This is a genomic window from Candidatus Kuenenbacteria bacterium HGW-Kuenenbacteria-1 (genome assembly GCA_002839745.1).
Lineage (GTDB): Bacteria > Patescibacteriota > Patescibacteriia > UBA2591 > PGYQ01 > PGYQ01.
In genome coordinates this window covers 1-19,268 of sequence record PGYQ01000008.1, presented here as the reverse complement: position 1 = coordinate 19,268, position 19,268 = coordinate 1, and the positions used below count along the sequence as shown (strand labels likewise).

Below are 19,268 nucleotides of genomic sequence, written 5' to 3'. Positions count from 1 at the left end.
AATTTCTTTATTAGCTTCAATTTTAATATTAGAAAAATTCTGTTTTATTAAAATGGCTTGATATGGTATTTTTTTTTCAGCCGCAAAACAAAAAATAGGACATAAAAAAATAACCATTAAAAAGAAAATAAAGAATATTTTTTGTTTAATTAAATATTTCATAAAAGAAAAAAAGAAAAAAAATTAGCTTTTTATTATTATACCATATTTTTAAATTAAATGTTATAATATAAAAGAAATTTAAATATAACATTGTCGGAAGTTGAACTCCCGACAGTTAATTTTAATTTTTATTATGAATATGGATAACAATTCTATTACAATATCTAATCTTACAAAAAAATTTTCTTTTTCTCAAAAAAGATCGTCTTCAAATTGGTTGAAAAATTTATTTTCTCCTGAAAAAAAAGAAATTATTGCTGTTGATAATATTTCTTTTTCTGTTAAAAATGGAGAAAGAGTAGCTTTTATTGGACCAAATGGGGCTGGAAAATCTACAACAATCAAAATGCTTACAGGAATACTTTTTCCAACTTCTGGAAAAATAAATATACTTGGTTTTGATCCTACAAAAGATAGAAAAAAACTTGCTTATCAAATTGGCACGGTTTTTGGGCAAAGATCACAACTTTTACCAAATCTCCCACTCACAGATTCTTTTGAATTTTTTGGAGTGATGTATGATATTCCTGAAAAAGAAATTAAAAAAAGAATTGAAGAACTTGTGGAACTTTTTGATTTAAAAGAATTTATCAATCAACCAGTGCGAAAACTTTCGCTTGGTCAAAGAATGCGAGCAGAAGTTGCTTGTTCATTAATTCACAAACCAAAAATTATTTTGCTTGATGAACCAACAATTGGACTTGATGTTGTTGCGAAAAAATCGCTTCGTGATTTATTATTAAAAATAAATAAAGAGGAAAACACAACAATTTTTTTAACTTCACATGATGTTGGAGATATTGAATTTTTATGTGAAAGAACAATTGTAATAAATCACGGAATTATGATTAAGGATATTCCAACAAGCGAATTATCAAAAACTTTTATAAGCGAAAAATATATTGATTTAATCGCAAATAATATCTTTGAAAATTTTCCAGAACTTCCTGATGGAATTATTTATTCTAAAAAAAATAAAGACAAAATTACTGTTATTGTTGATATAAAAAAAATAAGCATTAAAGATTCTATAAAAAAATTACTTGATTTATTTGATATTGAAGACATTGATGTTTATAGTGCAGATTTAGAAACAGTAATCAGACACATTTATGAAAAAGCTTTATAAAAAAATTTATAAAAAAATTAGACTACCAATTAAAATTTTAAAAACACTTTTTAAAAATAGTATCCACTATCAAGATAAATTTATTGCTGATACTTTTTTAATTTTTTCGCGATGCGGAATATTATTAGCATTATATTGGTATGTTTTTAACATAAAAGGTGGAGTTATAAATAATACAACTTTTCTTTTTGCTTCTTGGAGTATTTTTTTCTATTTTGCATTTATGTTATTACATTTGCGCGGAATATCCAGAATGATTATGCAAGATGTTCAAACAGGAAATATTGAAATATTATTTAGCAAACCAATATCTTATCTTTCATATAGAATGTGGTGGCAAATCGGTTTTAATTTATACTCTTTTATAATAATAACAATTATTGCTGTAATTGTGCTAATTTCTATTACTGGAATTCCTGAAACAATGACAATTAGTATTTTTATTCCAACATTAATTTTAACTTTTATTTGTGGAATAATATTGTCGCTTTTTTTATATACAATTGTTGGTCTTTTATCTTTTTGGATAGAAGATATAAATCCAATATTTATGATTGTTGATAAAACAATTATGATTCTTGGCGGATCATATCTTCCAATTGCTTTATTCCCAACAATTATGTATAACATAGCATTGTATAGCCCATTTGGCGCTTCACAATTTATAACGCACACAGTATATAAAACTTGGCAAACAAATTGGTATCAACTTATTGGAATACAATTATTTTGGATTATTTTGCTTGGATTAATTATTTATTTTATGTTTAATAAAGCAAAAAAAAGAGTTTCTGTAAATGGAGGATGAGGGAAGTTGAAAAGTTAAAAGTTTATAAAGTTATAAACTCTAAAAATTTTATGAAAGAATTATATTTTGCATTTTATGCTATAAAAAAGAATATTCAAAACAATCTTGAGCTTCGCGCAAGTTTTTTAGCTAGTGCTTTCGGTATGATTATAAATGATCTAGCATTTATTCTTTTGTGGGCATTTTTTGTAAAATCAGTAGGAATTATTGGGGGCTGGACTGTTGCTGATATAATTTGTCTGCAAGGATTTGTTGCTTTATGTTTTGGTTTTATATTTTCTGTTGGATTAGGAATTCCAAAGCTTCCTGATTATGTAGCATCAGGAGCATTTGATCGTTTTATGCTTTCACCAAAAAATTTACTTATTAGAACTGCTACATCAGCATTTAGTGTTCCTGCAATTGGTGATATAATTTTTGGAATTACTTGTTTAAGTATTTATAGTTTTCTTATTCACGCAAGTATTTATCAAATTTTACTTTTAATATTACTTATTATTATTTCAATAATTGTGTTTTTATCAATAGTAATAATAATTTATTCAATAAGTTTTTTCTTTGTTGATGCTGATTCAATAGCTAAAAGTCTTTTTGAATTATTTTTTAACCCAGCAATGTTTCATGGTGGAGCTTTTCAAGGAATAATGAGATTTATTTTTACATTTATAATTCCATCACTTTTAATTGGAACTTTACCAGTGGAAATAGTAAAAAATATTTCTTTAGATAAACTTTTATTAATCAGCATTCTCGCAATTTTTTGGTTTATTCTTTCAATAAAAATATTTTATTTTGCTGTAAAAAAATACGAAAGCTCAAATTTTATGACTTTTGGACAATAATAAAAAACAATTGCTGGGAATTCAACTCCCGACACTCCTGACAATTGAAAAAATATTTTTTATATTTTTTATAAAGAAAATCAATGGTTAATATAAAAAATTTAATCTTATAAATTTCTATGAATAATCAAAAACAAATTGTTGTTGGAATGTCTGGAGGCGTTGATTCTTCAATGGCTTTGGTTTTACTTAAAAAACAAGGTTGGAAACCAATTGGTGTTTCTTTAAAATATGCAACTTGGCAAGACTCTCAATATCAATGCCAAAATCAATGTTTGGGGGTACAACCCCCAAACATTGAAAATGCTTGTTGTAGCACAGAATCTTTTAAAATCGCTCGAAATGTTTGTAAAAAATTAAATGTTCCATTTCACATTATAAATGTTAGTAAAGATTTTAAAGAAAAAGTAATTAATTATTTTATTTCAGAATTAAAAAATTGCAAAACTCCCAATCCCTGCGTTATTTGCAATCGTCATTTAAAATTTAAAAAACTTTTTGAATTTGCAAAAAAACACAATATTAAATATGTTGCCACTGGACACTATGCACGCAAACTAAAAATCAAAAATCCAAAATTACAAATTCCAAATAAATCCAAAACTCAAAATCCAAAGCTTGTGGCAAGCAAAGTTGAACCATCTAAAATCATAAGATACCAACTTTTAACAGCCAAAGATACAGAGAAAGATCAAACTTATTCCTTGTCTTTTTTACCACAAAAATGGTTAAAGTATATCATTTTTCCTTTGGGGAATTATACTAAAACAGAAATCTATAAAATGGCTGTACAAAAAGGTTTTGAATTTTTTCTCAAACAAAAACAAAGCCAGGATTTTTGTTTTATTGATAAAAAATCAATAAAATGTTTTTTAGAAAAAGAAATCGGTAAAAAACAAGGGCTAATAAAAGATACTAAAGGAAATATTTTAGGAAAACATTTTGGTTTACATTTTTATACTATTGGACAAAGAAAAGGAATTAAACTTCCAAAAGGACCATATTTTGTCGCTAATATGGATATATTAAATAATATTTTAATTATTACCAAAAATGAAAAAAAATTATATCGTAAAGAAATCTTATGTTCGCCTTTCCATTTTATTTCTGGAATATTACCTGAAAATAAAATTCGTATTAAAGCTAAAATTCGCTACCGTCAATCATCAGCTCTTGCCACACTTTTCTATATTTCTAAAACTAAAATAAAAATAATTTTTGATCAACCGCAAAGAGCAATTACTCCCGGTCAATTTGCTGTTTTTTATTCACTTACCAAAATTTCAAAAGAAAAAGATCAAAAAAATATTTGTTTAGGCGGTGGAATAATAATAAAATAATTAATATGTCAAAGTTCAACTCTTAACAGTTATTTTTACTCCCAGCAGTTATTTTTAATTTTTAAAAAACTATGTTAATCTATAAAAACTTTTATTTTAAAACTTTATGAAAAAAAAATTTATGCAAAAGACAAGCTATGCTTTATTTATTATTGTTTTTAGTTTTGGTTTATTTTCTTGTTTGCCTTTAAAAGCACAAGAGCAAACTATAAACATTTCTCCAGTGGTTCAACTGATTTCTTATAGAAGTATTTTTGGAAAACATGTTGAAATGTTAGGCTGGGGAAGCGCTTCTATTATTAATAAAGAGGGCATGATTATTTCAAATAATCATGTTGTTGATGATGGCAAAGGCAAGCTTGCCACTGCTTTTAGCGTCTGTCTTACAAAAGAAAAAGGCAAAAGACCTGTCTGCGATTACACTGCCACTTTAATCAGCCGCGATGACAAATTAGATGTCGCTCTTTTAAAAATTGATCCTCAAGATATTAATGGTCAAAAAGTTGATTATTCTCAATTTTTAACTATTGAACCAGATTTTAATTATGTTCCAAAAACTCAAGACGAAGCTGTTTTGATTGGTTATCCGTGGATTGGCGCTGACACAATTAGCGAAACCAAGGGCATTATTAGTGGCGTTATGGAATATAATGATTATCAATATATTAAAACCGACGCTTTAATAGCAGGCGGTAATTCTGGTGGCGCAATGATAAATTCAGCTGGTAAATTAATTGGCATTCCCACTTTTTCAATTAGTGATTGGGAAGGTGGTATGGCTTATGGGCTTTATATTAAAGAAGCGCAAAAATTTATTGAAGAAAATATTAATAAACAAATAGAGAGCAAAACAATTATTTTTGATTTTCCTAATTATCAAAAGAATATTGATCAGATTAATAAAAATCAAGCAGTCACAGACGATCTATTTAATTTTAATTTTGATTCAAAATATGAAATCAAAAATTATATTGCTAATCGTTACGCGCAATTAAGCACTAAAAAAATGCAAGATATTGCGATTAATAATTTAACAATTGAATTATTGCCTTTACCCACAATTACTAATAATAAACATTTTCTTTACTATGTTAATAAGTATGGTGGCTATTTTTATGATGAACAAAGTCAGAAATTAGTGGAGAAAAAAATTGGAGGTTTGACTTTTTATACGCCGATTTATAAAAATGATGTTTCGCAAGGCAATACTAATTGGAGTAATTTTTATTTTACTCAATTTTCTCCTAATTCTTGGTTAGTAATTAATCTTGAAGCTCCAACATGGGATGAAAAAAATAATGAAAAAATTAAAAAAGAAATAGAAGATGTTTTAGCAAAAATTTCTTTTAAATCAGAAAAGAAAGATGTTTTATTAAAGAATTTTAATTTTGATTTACCAGCTCTTGGCTTAAAGATTCAAGAAGATTCTATGGTTTCTAATGATCGTACAGGTTCTTATCAGCAGTTTTTTAATAATTTGTACGAATCTTTTCGTTTTGATTTACAACAAAAAGATATTTATAATGGCAAGGGAAAAACCGCTCAAGAAATATACAAAACAGAAACTCAAGATATTAATTCTGAATATAAGTCCCTTATTACTTTAAACGGTCATAAGGGTTATATTGTTTGTGATAGCCCAAATAATCTTTTTGGCAATTATTATCCTTCATATGGTCCTTATAGCTATAATTATTATGGCGACAATTCAGATGAAAATGGTTTAGTTATGCCGGAAATGAAAAATTGTTATTTAAGAATTACTGATGGAATTTATGACCAAAACAAGGAAGAGTATTTTTTAAATATCATAATCAAAGCTTCAAAAAATAATATCAGCAAGTATTTAACTGAACTCAATAATTTTTTAACTAATAAACTGGAATTAGCGCCAATTTCCCAAGGCGAAACAAAATTAGTTAATATTTACAAAGATTTAATTGTTCTCCAATACAACGACTTAGAAGATCAAAACCAAGAATATAAAGAAAATCTTCGTTTATTAATTAAATATAAGTTGCTTAAGAATGAAAAAAAATTTATAGGAGAAAAGCCGATGAAATGGCAAGAAGTTTTACCTCTTTATTTAAAAGCGACTTATAATATTGATTGCGCTAAAATCGCTCCTAAAAAATGCCAGTCAATTTTGGCTGGAAATACTGTTGATTGGTATGATTTTTTTGTTAATAAAATGAAAATTAAACTTACTAGTTATGTTCCTAAAAATAAATTTGATACTTTCAAAAAAGTTGTTTACTACCGATTGGCAGGTGTTAATCTTAAAGATTGGTCAGATAAAACATTGGCTCAATTTGAAGCCACATTAAATGAAGAAAAAAATATTGAGAATTTAGATAAAACTAAAATTTTTGATAATGCTATTTATGGCAAAAGAAAAATCACTTTATCTGATATTGGTATGAACACATCTTATTTTTTCTCTTTTCAAGATCCTATTTTTTCTCCAAAAAAAGGCATTATCTGGCAAAAATCTTTGAATGATCAAGCGCAAGATTTTAATCAAGAACAGCCATTTTTAGATTCAGAAACAAAAAATCTACAAAAACGTAGACAAAATAATGAAGATAATCTTGATAAATGTTTTAAAGATAAAAATGACGCTTCGTCTTGTTTAATTAAATTTATGAAAGAAAGCGTAAAAATTAATAAAAAAGAAAAAGAAATGGAAAATTCTTATTCTGTTCTAACTAAAGCCAATCTTTACATGAATTTTTTAAATAATATTGACTTAGGTCTTTTTAATTCTGAATTATCTAAAAAGAAAGATGTTGTTATTGAAACAACAGAAATAAAGTTAGAATAATAATTAAATTTTAATTTTAAATTTATGTCTAAAGAAAAAAATAACAATTTAGAAATTATGCGACATTCATTGACGCATATAATGGCAGGGGCTATTTTAGAATTATGGCCTAATGTTAAATTTGGCATTGGACCAGCAATTGAAAATGGATTTTATTATGATTTTGATTTATCTGATTGCGAAAAAAAAACATTTGTTCCACAAGATTTATTAAAAATTGAAAAAAGAATGAAAAAAATTATTCAACAAAATTTTAAATTTAAGAAAAAAGAAATTTCAATTGAAGAAGCAAAAGAAATTTTTAAAGACCAACCATATAAATTAGAATTGATTGAAGAATTAGAAAAAAATTTAAAACAAATTACGATTTTTGAAACTTTTAATCCTATAAGCTATGAGCCAACTAACAGCTATTTTATAGATTTATGCGCAGGTCCACATATTAATTTAACTAAAGAAATTAATTTAGATGCTTTTAAATTAACAAAATTAGCCGGAGCTTATTGGAAAGGTGATGAAAAAAATAAAATGTTGACAAGAATTTATGGCATTGCTTTTGAAACAAAAAAAGAATTAGATGATTATTTAACGATGATGACAGAAGCAGAAAAAAGAGACCATAGAAAGATTGGCAAAGAATTAGACTTTTTTCATATTGATGAAATTGTTGGTTCTGGCTTGCCATTATGGCATCCTAAAGGCGCAATTCTTTGGAGAATTATTGAAGATTTTTGGTACAAAGAACATTTAAAAAATGATTATCAATTAGTTCGTACTCCGCATATTGGCAATAAAATTCTTTGGGAAACTTCTGGTCATTGGGGATTTTATAATGAAAGCATGTATCCTCCATTAGAAGTTGGCCAAACATTAAAAGAAAGTCAGGATAAAGATAAAATTAAAGATTCTGAACAATTTTTATTAAAACCAATGAATTGTCCATTTCATGTTCAAATTTTTAAAAATAAACCTTACTCATACAGAGAACTGCCTTTGCGATGGGCAGAATGCGGAACAGTATATCGCTATGAAAAAAAAGGAGAACTTTCTGGCTTGACTAGAGTAAGAGGTTTTACTCAAGATGACGCGCATATTATTTGCAGAGCCGATCAGGTTGAAAATGAATTAAAAAAAGTAATTGATTTTATTTTGTTTATTTATAAATCATTTGGTTTTGAAATTGAAAGCGTAAATGTGTATCTATCTGTAAGAGATCAAGAATCAAAAAAATACGCGGGAACTGACGAAGGTTGGGATTTTACGGAAAAAGTTTTAGAAAAAGTTGCATTAGAAAAAAAATTAAATATTAAAAAAGATATAGGCGGAGCTGTATTTTATGGTCCAAAGCTTGATTTTAAAGTTAAGGACGCGATTGGAAGAGAGTGGCAATGCTCAACTTTGCAATTTGATTTTAATTTGCCTGAAAGATTTGATATGACATTTATTAATGATAAAGGCGAGAAAGAAAAACCATTTATGTTGCACCGCGCGTTATTTGGATCTTTTGAACGATTTATTGGTGTTTTAATTGAACACTATTCTGGCGCGTTGCCATTTTGGTTATCACCTGTTCAGGTTCAAATTATTCCAATTAGCGAAAAATTTAATGATTATGCCGAGAAAATTAGCTTACAGCTTAAGGCTTACGACTTTAGGCTTGTTGTTGATAATGAAACCGAAACTCTAGGTAAACGAATTCGCAATGCCGAACTTCAAAAAATTCCTTACCTTTTAATTGTTGGAGAAAAAGAAAAAAATACCAACACCATCGCTGTCCGTGAACGACACAAAGGCGACCTCGGTGCAATGAAATTAACTGAGTTTTTAGAAAAGATTAAGATAAAAACAAAATAAAAATAAAAATTTAAAACTCTAAACTAGATGTAATCAAATTTTTCAAAAAATCCTCCCATACGACTTGGAAAAAGTCTTGACTTTTTCCAAGTGTTGCATAATGATATAATCATGCAATTTATTAAAAGACAGTCTTATACTAATTTGTGGAATGAACTATCTGAAGAAAAAAAGATGGTTTTTTTAGCTGGTCCAAGACAAGTTGGCAAAACAACAATCGCAAAAGAAATAGCCAAAAAATATAAAAATAGTATTTATTTTAATTGGGATATTATCTCAGATCAGCAAAAAATAATAAAAAATCCGACTTTTTTTGAACAAATTAACAGGATTGATAAATCAATTCCGCTTGTTGTTTTAGATGAAATTCATAAATACAAAAAATGGAAGAATTATTTAAAAGGCATTTATGATGAATTTTATTCTGATTATTCTTTTCTTATTTCTGGAAGTGGGAGATTAGATATCTATCAAAAAGGCGGAGATTCTTTGGCTGGCAGATATTTAATGTTTCATCTTTTTCCATTTACAATTTCGGAATTAAGTCATACTAATAGAAATTTTTCTGATTTTATTAAAAATCCAATTAATGATTTTGATATAAATCATAAAAAATCAACGCGAAATATTTGGGATAATTTAGCCCAATTTAGCGGTTTTCCGGATCCATTTACTAGGGCAACAAAAACATTTTGGACAAAATGGTCAAGAAATTACAATAAGCAAATTATTTATGAAGATATTAGAAATTTGTCAAACATAAAAAATATTAATGATGTTGGGTTATTATTTTCTTTGTTGCCATCAAAAATAGGAAGCCCAATTTCAATAAACAATATTGCCAATGATTTGCAAGTCGCTTTTGATACTGTAAAAAATTGGCTCAATCTTTTTGATATATCATATTTAACTTTTAGAATCTTACCATGGACCAGAAAAATTAATAGAGCAATAACAAAAGAAAAAAAATTATATCTTTTTAACTATCCTTTAATTCAGGATATTGGCGCTAAATTTGAAAATATGGTTAGCCTTGAATTATATAGAGCAATTAATAATTGGAACGAAAAAGGATATGGTAATTTTGATTTACATTATATTAAAAACAAAGAACAAGAAGAAGTGGATTTTCTTATTAGTAATAATAATTTGCCAATTTTAATAATAGAAGCAAAAAATTCTGATGTTCAGCCAACAAAAGCATTGATTAATTTCCAAAATAATTTAAATGTCCCAGCTGTTCAATTAGTAAATCAAGAAAATATTTATAAAATTAATAAAAATAAAGCTAATAAAATATTAATTACCACCGCGCATTATTGGTTATCTTCCCTACCATTTTAATTTAAAATAAATACAAAATACATCGTATGACGATTAAAGATAAGCAAAATTTGTCTTACAAATTTTGCTTATTTTATTCTATGCCTACAATTACTATAAACAAACACATATATCATAATTATCAAATTTTAGAAACCTTTGAAGCAGGTATTGTTTTGACTGGACCAGAAGTGAAATCACTAAAAAAGGGCCAAATCAATCTTAAGGGAAGTTATGTTACTTTGGATTCTAAAATTCCAGAAAAACCTCTTTCTAATGTTATTTCAAAATATTCTTTGCCTTGTGTTTGGTTGGTTAATTGTCATATTTCCGCTTACGCGCCAGCAGCTAATGTTCAAAAAAATTATCAACCAACTCATTCACGAAAATTGCTTTTAAAAAAGAAAGAAATCAATTCTTTAATCGGTAAATTAAAAACCCCGGGCTTGACTTTATTGCCAATTAAGGTATATACTAAGGGCAAGATTATCAAATTAGAAATTGGTTTGGGTAAGGGAAAGAAAAAATTTGATAAAAGAGAGGATATTAAAAAAAGAGAGGTAAAAAGAAAAATAGAAAGAGTGATGAAAAATTTCTAATTTTTTTAAAAAGTATATTTATCAAAAAGATCTAAAAGCCTCCTTGATAAAGAGCCTGCCCCGAGCTTGTCGAGAGAGGGTTGGGGAATTTTTAAAAGGAAGAAACCCTCTAAATCTCCCTTATCAGGGGGGACAGAATTAATTAGCCCCCTTGATAAAGGGGGTTGGGGGATTTCAGAAATTAAGAAACCCTCTAAATCTCCCTTATCAAAAAACAAATGTGTGAAACGTTTATTTTAAATTAATTTTTATTTTTATTTTTTCACCCAGAAGGCATTGCCTTCTAAAATTATTTATGAATGATCAGCCTTTGGCTGATAATTTTAAAACATATGGAACAAGAAAGAGAACAACAAGAACAAGATTTAGAAAATAAAACCCTCAAGGAATTAACTGAATTATATAAAAAAAAGCGAATTTTTTTCTTTAGAGGGAAAGAAAATAGGAGTTTTAATAATTGAAAAAATAGAAAAAATTGAAACTTTATTGGGATTAAAGCAATTTCAAGAAAAAAATTCGCAAAATTCCCTTTGGGATACAGAGATAAATGAAATAGTTGAAGTTAGAAAGGTTGAAATAAGAGATAGAATGCTTAAAGAAATAAAAAATAAAAATTGGGACGTTAAAAATTAATTAGAAATTTAAAATTTAAAAAAATAATTCTATTTAAAAGTTATTTCAACTAAAAAATAAAATTATATTTTTATGAATAATAGTTTTAAAAAAGCATATGCATGGGTAAAAAGCGACATACCATTACGTATTGAAAAAAAATATTATTGCGAAACACGCGATATTTTTCAAGCAAGATTAGGCATGATGATTAGTTCTTTATTTGCTAATGCTAAAATTATAGAAAACGATATTTATATTTTATCCGCCATTGCCGGAGAAATCGGTAATAATTCTTTTGATCATAATTTAGGAAAATGGCCTGACATTATGGGTATTTTTTTTGGCTATGAATTAAATAAAAATAAATTAACAATTGTTTTAGCCGATAGAGGTCAAGGTATTTTAGCAACGCTTAAAAGAGTAAAACCAGAGTTAAAAAATGATAAAGAATCGTTATTTGTCGCTTTTAATGAAAAAATATCCGGTCGCGCGCCAGAGCCAAGAGGCAATGGTTTAAAGTTTGTTAAAGAAAGCATCAAAGAAAAAAAGAAACATTTACTTTTTATGTCTGGAACAGCCAAAATAGAAATAAATAAAAAAATAAAAATTAGTTTGGCAAAAAAAATTAATGGTTGTTTGGCTATTATTACTAATTAAAATTTTTATGAAAATAGAATTAAAAAAATTTGGCGATGTTTTAATTTCTAGACCAGCTGGAAGAGAGGCTTATTTAGCTATGTCGGCGTATTTAATCAAAGATATTAAAAAAAACGAAAAAATAATTATAGATTTTAACGGTATAAAAGTTTTAACTCCTTCTTGGGCTGACGAAGTTATAACTAAATTAGCGCAAAATTATAATATTGTATTTGACAATACAAACAATCCAACTGTTGAAGCAACCTTAAAAACACTTTCAAAATATTCTGGCGTAAAAATTAATAAAAATATTTTAAAATAATCATTTTAAAAAGTCTTTGGCAAAGTAAAATTTTATAAAATTTCTTAATAAAAAGTTGCAATAGAAACTTGAAGCCAAGTATTATAAAAATAATTTTAAATTTTAGATTTATTTTATTGACAAATATGCAGTATATAACTATACTATTTATAGTTATATATCTAACTATAAAATAAATCATATGGAAAATGACCTAATATTAGAAGAAATAATAAAGCAAAATAAGCATTGGATAAATAATAATTCTTGGTTTGATGCAAAAAAATATCAAAGAAAATTATTATTAGAATTAATTAGCTATTTAAAAGAAGAACAAATTTTATCTATTGTTGGACTCAGAAGAACTGGCAAAACGACTATTTTAAAGCAAATAATACAATATTTAATTGATAAAAAAAATATTAATTCAAAAAATATTTTATTTTTAAGTTTTGATGAAGCTCTTATTACTTCAAAACTTTCACTTAATAAATATCTCGATGCTTTTTTAGATACAACAAAAAATAATAAACTAAAATATATATTTTTAGACGAAATTCAATACATAGAAAAGTGGCAACATATTTTAAAAAGATATTATGATACCAGAGGAAATATAAAATTTATTGTTAGCGGATCATCTTCTTTATTTATTCAAAAAAAAACAACAGAAAGTTTGGCAGGAAGAATTTATGAATTTAAATTAAATCATCTTGGTTTTGATGAATTTTTAGAAATATCAAACACAAAAAAATCTTTAATCGCTGAGTATAAAAAATTTGCTATATCTAATTTAGATAAAATTAAATATAAAGAAAACGAATATCAATGGTTTTTAGCGCAAAATGGAAAAAAATTAGAAAAATTATTTGAAGATTATTTATTATATTATCAGTTTCCAGAAACAATTTGTAAAAATGATAAACAAAAAATTTATAAATATATAGAAGATTCAATATACAAAAAAACAATAGCATATGATATTCCTAGACTTTTTGATGTTAATAAAGTTGATGAATTAAAATTTATTTTTCGCGTATTAATAAATGAAACTAGCAATGAGATAGAATATGGAAAAATAGCGAGCGAAGCAGGAGTAGAAATTAATACTTTAAAAAAATATTTTTCTTATTATCAAGATAGCCTACTTTTTAATATTATTTATAATTATTCCAAATCTTTTAGAAAATCAAAACGATTACAAAAAAAAGGATACATAGCTAGCACAAATTTTTTTACCACTTTTCATCCTGAATTTTTTAATATAAATACAATAGCTAGCCAATATATAGGGAAACTAGCGGAAACTTATATTTATAATATTTTAAAAACAAAATACGAATATATTTCATTTTATAAAAAAAACCAAAAAGAGATTGATTTTGTATGCAATAATGAGATTCTTAATAAGAAAAAAGCAAAATTAATTGAAGTAAAATATGTTAACAATATAGAAAAAGAAAATTTTTCTTTTTTAGAGAAAACGGCTATTGAAAATTTTAAGGTTAATAATTATTTTATTTTTTCTAAAAGACATTTTTATAATAAAAATAAAAAAATAATTATCCCATGTTTTTTAATTATTTAAAAAAGTAAAAATTAGAAGATTATTTAGAAATTTAAAATTATAAAATTATAAAATTTGTTTTACAAATTTTATCCGGGGGTGTTTAAAATCGATGGAAAAGTTCTTTAAAAATTAGCTGGTTGTCCGGCAAGACACAAATCTACCAAAAACAATAAATGCTAAATTTATTGAACAGGTAAAAGAAAAAGTCGTTGCTTTTGCAAAAACTTTTACTTTGACTCCTGCTTTCGTTACAGCTTAAAATCCTGTAGCCATCCAACTATTGATGCCTAATAAATAGATCTGGGTGTTATTTTTAGGATAGATAAATTTTTTCGTCTTAAATTAATTTATCAAAATTTACTAAGACTAGAAATAAATATGTTTGTTTATTTTTTTTATTTATTTCAAAATTTAAAATAAACTATACCAGTAGAAGATTTTTAAATATTTTTTCAGACAGGGGTGAAAATCCCCTCACCTCCACCAAAAATTAGGTTTTTAGGTTTCATTATAGACACAAATGACATTTGCATGAAACAAAAAAACAAAAACAAAAAACATGGCTCTAGACTATATGAAATAGTTGTGATATATTACTTTTATACTAAAAAAGCCAAAATATAAATATAAAATAAAAGAGGCGGTGTAGCTCAGTGGTTAGAGCAGAGGAATCATAATCCTCGTGTCGGGGGTTCAAATCCCTCCACCGCTATTACCGATTATAAAAATTCTTATATCGCGGGGTAGAGCAGCGGCAGCTCGTCAGGCCCATAACCTGAAGGTCGTGGGTTCAAATCCCACCCCCGCAACCAATTTTATTTTTTAATTTTTTTTAACTGAAAGTAAAAATAAGGTTGGTTTTTTTGACTTGACAGGATGACTTTTTTAGTATTATAAATGGTACGTCAAGTTTAGTTATTTGTAATAAAATTAAATTAGAGAATTATAAAAGTTTTTGTTATCATGATATAAGTGATAAAATTAAATAATTTTAGTTCTTGCTTAAACCGTTATAATCAAAAAAAATAATAGTAAAATTATAAAATCTTTAAATTAAAATTGAAAAAATAATAATTTTTAATATCATAAATATAATGGAGCCAATAATTGAGAATAAAATAAATACCAATAAAAAAACTAACTTTATTTTTTAATTTAAATTAATATGTCTGATTTTATATTTTTAATAATAATTATTGGTGCTGTTTTTTTAATCATTAATAAATCTCAAAATTTTTTTATGCAATCACAAAAAAATGAAGCAATAGAAATAAAACCTAAATTGCCTAAAAGTCTTTTAATTGGAATTATTATTGGAATTATTGCGCTTGTTTTAATTTTTAATTCATTTATTGCGGTTTCAGGCGGACACGTGGCTTGTATTTATGATATTGGTAGAGGAATTTTACAAAAAAACTTATTGCCGGGATTACATTTAAAAATTCCATTTTGGCAAACAGCCAAGGAATTTAATACTCGAACCCAAGCTTTTACAATGAGTAGTAGCGAAGAAAATACAATATCTACAAAAAAAGATGATAGTATGGAAGCCCCAACTTCAGATGGACAGCAAGTAATGATTGACGTAACAGTTTTATTTCATCTTGACTCAAATAAAGTTAGCAATATTTGGCAAAATATTGGAGAAGATTATGTTCAAAAAATTGTTAAACCAATTTCTCGCAGTCAAATTAGAATGGCAATTTCTCAATACACAGCCATAGATATTTATTCAGTAAAAAGAGCTGATGCTGTTAAAAAAATGACTGGGGAAATTAGACCAATGTTTGCTGAAAAAGGAATTATTTTAGAAGAAATTTTATTAAGAAAAGTAACTTTTACTCCGGAATATGCTAAGTCTATTGAAGAAAAACAAATCGCTGAACAAAGAATCAAAAAAGCTAAATATGACAAAGATAGAATAGTAGTAGAAAAGGAACAAAAAATTATTACAGCGCAAGGTGAAGCAGAATCAATTAAATTAAAAGGAGAAATGTTGCGCGCTAATCCTCAAACCATTCAATATGAATTTGTTCAAAAAATGGCTGAAAATGTAAAATGGGGATTCTTGCCAGCATCATCTTTGCCATTACTTGATTTAAAAAATTTAACATCAGGAGAAGAAAAAAAATAGGATAAATTATAAATGTTTAGATGTAATATTTGGTTCTTTGCCGTAAAAAGGAATGGCAATTTTTCCTAATTTTGCTTTTTTAAATTTTTTATAACTTAATTCTATTAATTCTTTTGTATTTTTAAATTCATTTAATTTTATTTCTGCAATAGGAATTTTTAACACATAAGCCATTGTATTAGCAATAATTATCCCAATCCGTAAAGCAGTAAAAGGACCTGGACCAATTATTATTGCTATACCTTTTAGATCTTGAATTTTCCTTTTATTTTTTTTAAACAATTTATCAATAAATGGTAATAATTTTTCGGTTTGATGATAATTTCTTTTAAAACTATTTTTAGAAATTAAAAAAAATTCGGGATTTTTATTTACCAATTTATGAATAAAAATTATTAAAGTTGTTTTATTTTTTTCTGCTGTATTAATTATAAGAAACATAAAATAGCAATTTAAGAGGGCGGTTAGCTCAGCTGGTTAGAGCACCTCGTTTACACCGAGGGGGTCAGAGGTTCGAATCCTCTATCGCCCACCATAATTTTAAAATATAAATAGGTAGATGCGTACATGATTAGAATGTCCCAATGGACATCAAAGAGTCAGAGGTTCGAATCCTCTATCGCCCTCACGGTTGGGATGTTCTAAAAAAAATATAAAATGTGTTATTATTTATAAATAAATTTATTAAAAATTAATAAATTTATGGGGTAGATGAGAGCCTCTGCTCTCATCTTTTTTGGTTGGAGCAGAGGCTCCAACCTACCCAAATCTTTTGGTTAGAACATCCCAACCGTGCTATCACTCTACATAATTTTAAAATCAAGTTATTTAAAAAGCCATTTTTAAAATTTAAAATGGCTTTTTAATTTTCCATTAATATTTTTATAAATATGTCTGAAATGAAAAATATAATCAAAAATCTTTAAAAAATATTAAACTATTAAAAATCCAACAATTAATAAAGCAACAATGTTTAACACTTTTATCATCGGATTAATTGCTGGACCAGCAGTATCTTTATATGGATCGCCAACTGTGTCACCAGTAATTGCCGCTTGATGAGCTAAAGAACCCTTACCACCAAAATTTCCTTCTTCAATATATTTTTTAGCATTATCCCAAGCCCCACCACCAGAAGTCATAGAAATTGCAACAAAAATTCCTGTTACAATACTACCAACCAACATTCCTCCTAAAACAATAGGACCCAAAGCAAAACCCACAACAATTGGAACTATCACTGGAATTAAAGCAGGAACAATCATTTCTTTTAATGCCCCCTTGGTAACAATATCAACACATTGTCCATAATCTGGTTTATTGGTTTTTTCCATAATTCCAGGAATTTCCTTAAATTGTCTTCTCACTTCCTTTACTACCTGCCCAGCTACACGCCCAACTGCTTCCATACAACGAGCGCCAAAAAGATATGGCAATATTCCTCCAATAAAAAGTCCAACTAAAACCTCTGGCGATCCCAAAGAAAAAAGAAGTTGTCTTGCTAGCTCAGGAGGAATATTAGAATTTTGTATATAATGACTGACATTTATTTCTTGAATATAAGAAGCAAATAAAACAATAGCAGCTAAACCTGCTGAACCAATAGCATAACCTTTTGTTATTGCTTTTGTTGTGTTTCCCACAGCATCCAAGGGGTCAGTAACATCTCTTACTTCTTTTGGCAATTCAGCCATTTCTGCAATTCCTCCCGCATTATCAGTTACTGGTCCAAAAGAATCAATTGCAACCATAATGGCTGTCATAGAAAGCATTGTTACACAAGCAATGGCCACACCATAAATCCCAAATAAACTATAAGAACTAAAAATTCCCACACAAATTGTAACAACCGGCAAAGCTGTTGATTTCATTGAAACAGCTAATCCTGTAATTATATTTGTTGCATGCCCAGTTTCTGATGCTTGAGCAATTGACTTTACTGGTTGATATTTTGTTGAAGTAAAATAATTAGTAATAACAACCAATAAACCAGTAATAACAATACCGATTAAAGAACAAAAATAAATATGGTTTACTAATAACTTTTCAAAAAATAGTTGAGTAATAAAATAAAATAAAACAGCAGAAATACCCCCACTAACTATTAATCCTTTATAAAGAGCTCCCATAATATTAGGTTTTTTTTCATTTAGTTTCACAAAAAATGAACCAATTATTGAAGCCAAAAGAGAAACGCCACATAAAATCAAAGGATATAATATAAAAGCCGAAGCTCCTGAATAAAATAAATTACCCAACAACATTGTGGCAATTATTGTTACAACATATGTTTCAAAAAGATCGGCGGCCATTCCAGCGCAATCACCTACATTGTCACCTACATTATCAGCAATTACAGCTGGATTTCTTGGGTCATCTTCTGGAATTCCTTGTTCAATTTTTCCCACTAAATCAGCTCCTACATCCGCTGCTTTAGTATAAATACCTCCGCCAATTCGAGCAAAAATAGAAATTAAACTACCACCAAAACCCAAACCAATTAAAGCATTTATATCTTTAAAAAAGACGGCATAAAATCCTACCACACCTAATAATCCCAACCCTGCCACTAAAAATCCAGTAATTGCTCCACTTTTAAAAGCTAAATTTAAAGCCTTTCCTAATCCATTTTTTGCTGCTTCGCAAGTTCTCACATTAGCTCTTACTGAAACATTCATCCCAATATAACCGGCCAAACCGGAAAGAATTGCTCCGACTAAAAAACCTAAAGCAATTTTATAATTCAAAAATATAGCAAGAACAATAGTGATAACAACCACAACTATTCCAATGGTTTTATATTGCCGATTTAAAAAAGCTTTTGCTCCAGCCTGAATAGCCTTAGCAATGTTTTGCATTTTTTCATCACCAGCTGGTTGCTTTAAAATCCATCGAGTAAGAATCAAACTATAAACAATAGCTACTACTGCACATAAAAGCGCAAAAAGAATAAAAAAATTACCAATCATAAAATAAAAATTAAATCACCCTCCAAGTGAAAAATAAATTAAAAAATTAAAATTTAAATAAAAACTAAACAATTGGCAAGGTAAAATAAAAAGTGCTACCTTTTTCTTTTTCACTTTCTGCCCAAATCTGTCCATTATTAGACTCAATAATACTTTTAA

General features: G+C 27.1%; 15 protein-coding genes, 3 tRNA genes and 1 other RNA gene. 16 read left to right on the top strand and 3 right to left on the bottom strand.

Going from position 1 to position 19,268, the window contains the following annotated elements; all coding sequences use genetic code 11:
* The first annotated feature begins 301 nt into the window (after positions 1 to 301).
* The 8 genes from CVV26_02215 (at position 302) to CVV26_02180 (ending at position 10,881) form a co-directional block, all read left to right on the top strand.
* Entirely contained in the window at positions 302 to 1,291 is a 990-nt protein-coding gene (locus CVV26_02215; GenBank protein PKL72310.1) for an ABC transporter, read from the top strand.
* On the top strand, positions 1,275 to 2,099 hold the full coding sequence (locus CVV26_02210) for a hypothetical protein (GenBank protein PKL72307.1): 825 nt from the start codon (positions 1,275 to 1,277) through the stop codon (positions 2,097 to 2,099). The genes CVV26_02215 and CVV26_02210 overlap by 17 nt, the downstream gene beginning before the upstream one ends.
* Positions 2,096 to 2,941, top strand: a complete 846-nt coding sequence (locus tag CVV26_02205; GenBank protein PKL72306.1) for a hypothetical protein — start codon at positions 2,096 to 2,098, stop codon at positions 2,939 to 2,941. Before CVV26_02210 ends, CVV26_02205 begins: the two co-directional genes overlap by 4 nt.
* Before the next feature lie 119 nt (positions 2,942 to 3,060).
* Positions 3,061 to 4,281, top strand: coding sequence for a tRNA 2-thiouridine(34) synthase MnmA (locus tag CVV26_02200; GenBank protein ID PKL72305.1), 1,221 nt, complete (start codon positions 3,061 to 3,063; stop codon positions 4,279 to 4,281).
* Between the two features lie 106 nt (positions 4,282 to 4,387).
* A complete protein-coding gene (locus CVV26_02195; GenBank protein ID PKL72304.1) occupies positions 4,388 to 7,105 on the top strand; it encodes a hypothetical protein in 2,718 nt (905 codons plus the stop codon).
* Between the two features lie 24 nt (positions 7,106 to 7,129).
* Positions 7,130 to 8,959: a threonine--tRNA ligase gene (locus tag CVV26_02190; GenBank protein ID PKL72303.1), complete on the top strand. Its 1,830-nt coding sequence runs from the start codon at positions 7,130 to 7,132 to the stop codon at positions 8,957 to 8,959.
* Positions 8,960 to 9,070: 111 nt separating this feature from the next.
* On the top strand, positions 9,071 to 10,303 hold the full coding sequence (locus tag CVV26_02185) for an ATPase (GenBank protein ID PKL72302.1): 1,233 nt from the start codon (positions 9,071 to 9,073) through the stop codon (positions 10,301 to 10,303).
* Between the two features lie 80 nt (positions 10,304 to 10,383).
* Entirely contained in the window at positions 10,384 to 10,881 is a 498-nt protein-coding gene (locus CVV26_02180) for an SsrA-binding protein (protein PKL72309.1), read from the top strand.
* A 5-nt stretch (positions 10,882 to 10,886) separates the two neighbouring features.
* Here CVV26_02180 and CVV26_02175 read toward each other — a convergent pair whose 3' ends face one another.
* Complete coding sequence (locus CVV26_02175) at positions 10,887 to 11,099, bottom strand: hypothetical protein (GenBank protein ID PKL72301.1); 213 nt, start codon at positions 11,097 to 11,099, stop codon at positions 10,887 to 10,889.
* A 487-nt stretch (positions 11,100 to 11,586) separates the two neighbouring features.
* Between CVV26_02175 and CVV26_02170 the strand changes: the two genes are divergently transcribed.
* The 7 genes from CVV26_02170 to CVV26_02140 all read left to right on the top strand — a co-directional run bounded on the left by CVV26_02170 (position 11,587) and on the right by CVV26_02140 (position 16,140).
* Positions 11,587 to 12,153: a hypothetical protein gene (locus CVV26_02170; GenBank protein ID PKL72300.1), complete on the top strand. Its 567-nt coding sequence runs from the start codon at positions 11,587 to 11,589 to the stop codon at positions 12,151 to 12,153.
* Between the two features lie 7 nt (positions 12,154 to 12,160).
* Positions 12,161 to 12,457, top strand: coding sequence for a DUF4325 domain-containing protein (locus CVV26_02165; protein ID PKL72308.1), 297 nt, complete (start codon positions 12,161 to 12,163; stop codon positions 12,455 to 12,457).
* 181 nt (positions 12,458 to 12,638) lie between these two features.
* Entirely contained in the window at positions 12,639 to 14,024 is a 1,386-nt protein-coding gene (locus CVV26_02160; GenBank protein PKL72299.1) for a hypothetical protein, read from the top strand.
* 74 nt (positions 14,025 to 14,098) lie between these two features.
* Positions 14,099 to 14,492: a transfer-messenger RNA gene (gene ssrA, locus CVV26_02155) on the top strand.
* Between the two features lie 153 nt (positions 14,493 to 14,645).
* Positions 14,646 to 14,718: transfer RNA gene (locus CVV26_02150), tRNA-Met, on the top strand.
* Between the two features lie 25 nt (positions 14,719 to 14,743).
* Positions 14,744 to 14,818 (top strand) — tRNA-Met (locus CVV26_02145).
* A gap of 353 nt (positions 14,819 to 15,171) precedes the next feature.
* On the top strand, positions 15,172 to 16,140 hold the full coding sequence (locus CVV26_02140) for a hypothetical protein (GenBank protein PKL72298.1): 969 nt from the start codon (positions 15,172 to 15,174) through the stop codon (positions 16,138 to 16,140).
* Between the two features lie 6 nt (positions 16,141 to 16,146).
* Here the strand turns inward: CVV26_02140 and CVV26_02135 are convergent, their stop codons facing one another.
* Complete coding sequence (locus CVV26_02135; protein ID PKL72297.1) at positions 16,147 to 16,581, bottom strand: hypothetical protein; 435 nt, start codon at positions 16,579 to 16,581, stop codon at positions 16,147 to 16,149.
* A gap of 17 nt (positions 16,582 to 16,598) precedes the next feature.
* Between CVV26_02135 and CVV26_02130 the strand changes: the two genes are divergently transcribed.
* Positions 16,599 to 16,675, top strand: a tRNA-Val gene (locus CVV26_02130).
* A 397-nt stretch (positions 16,676 to 17,072) separates the two neighbouring features.
* Here the strand turns inward: CVV26_02130 and hppA are convergent.
* Positions 17,073 to 19,109, bottom strand: a complete 2,037-nt coding sequence (gene hppA, locus CVV26_02125) for a sodium-translocating pyrophosphatase (GenBank protein PKL72296.1) — start codon at positions 19,107 to 19,109, stop codon at positions 17,073 to 17,075.
* Positions 19,110 to 19,268: the final 159 nt, after the last annotated feature.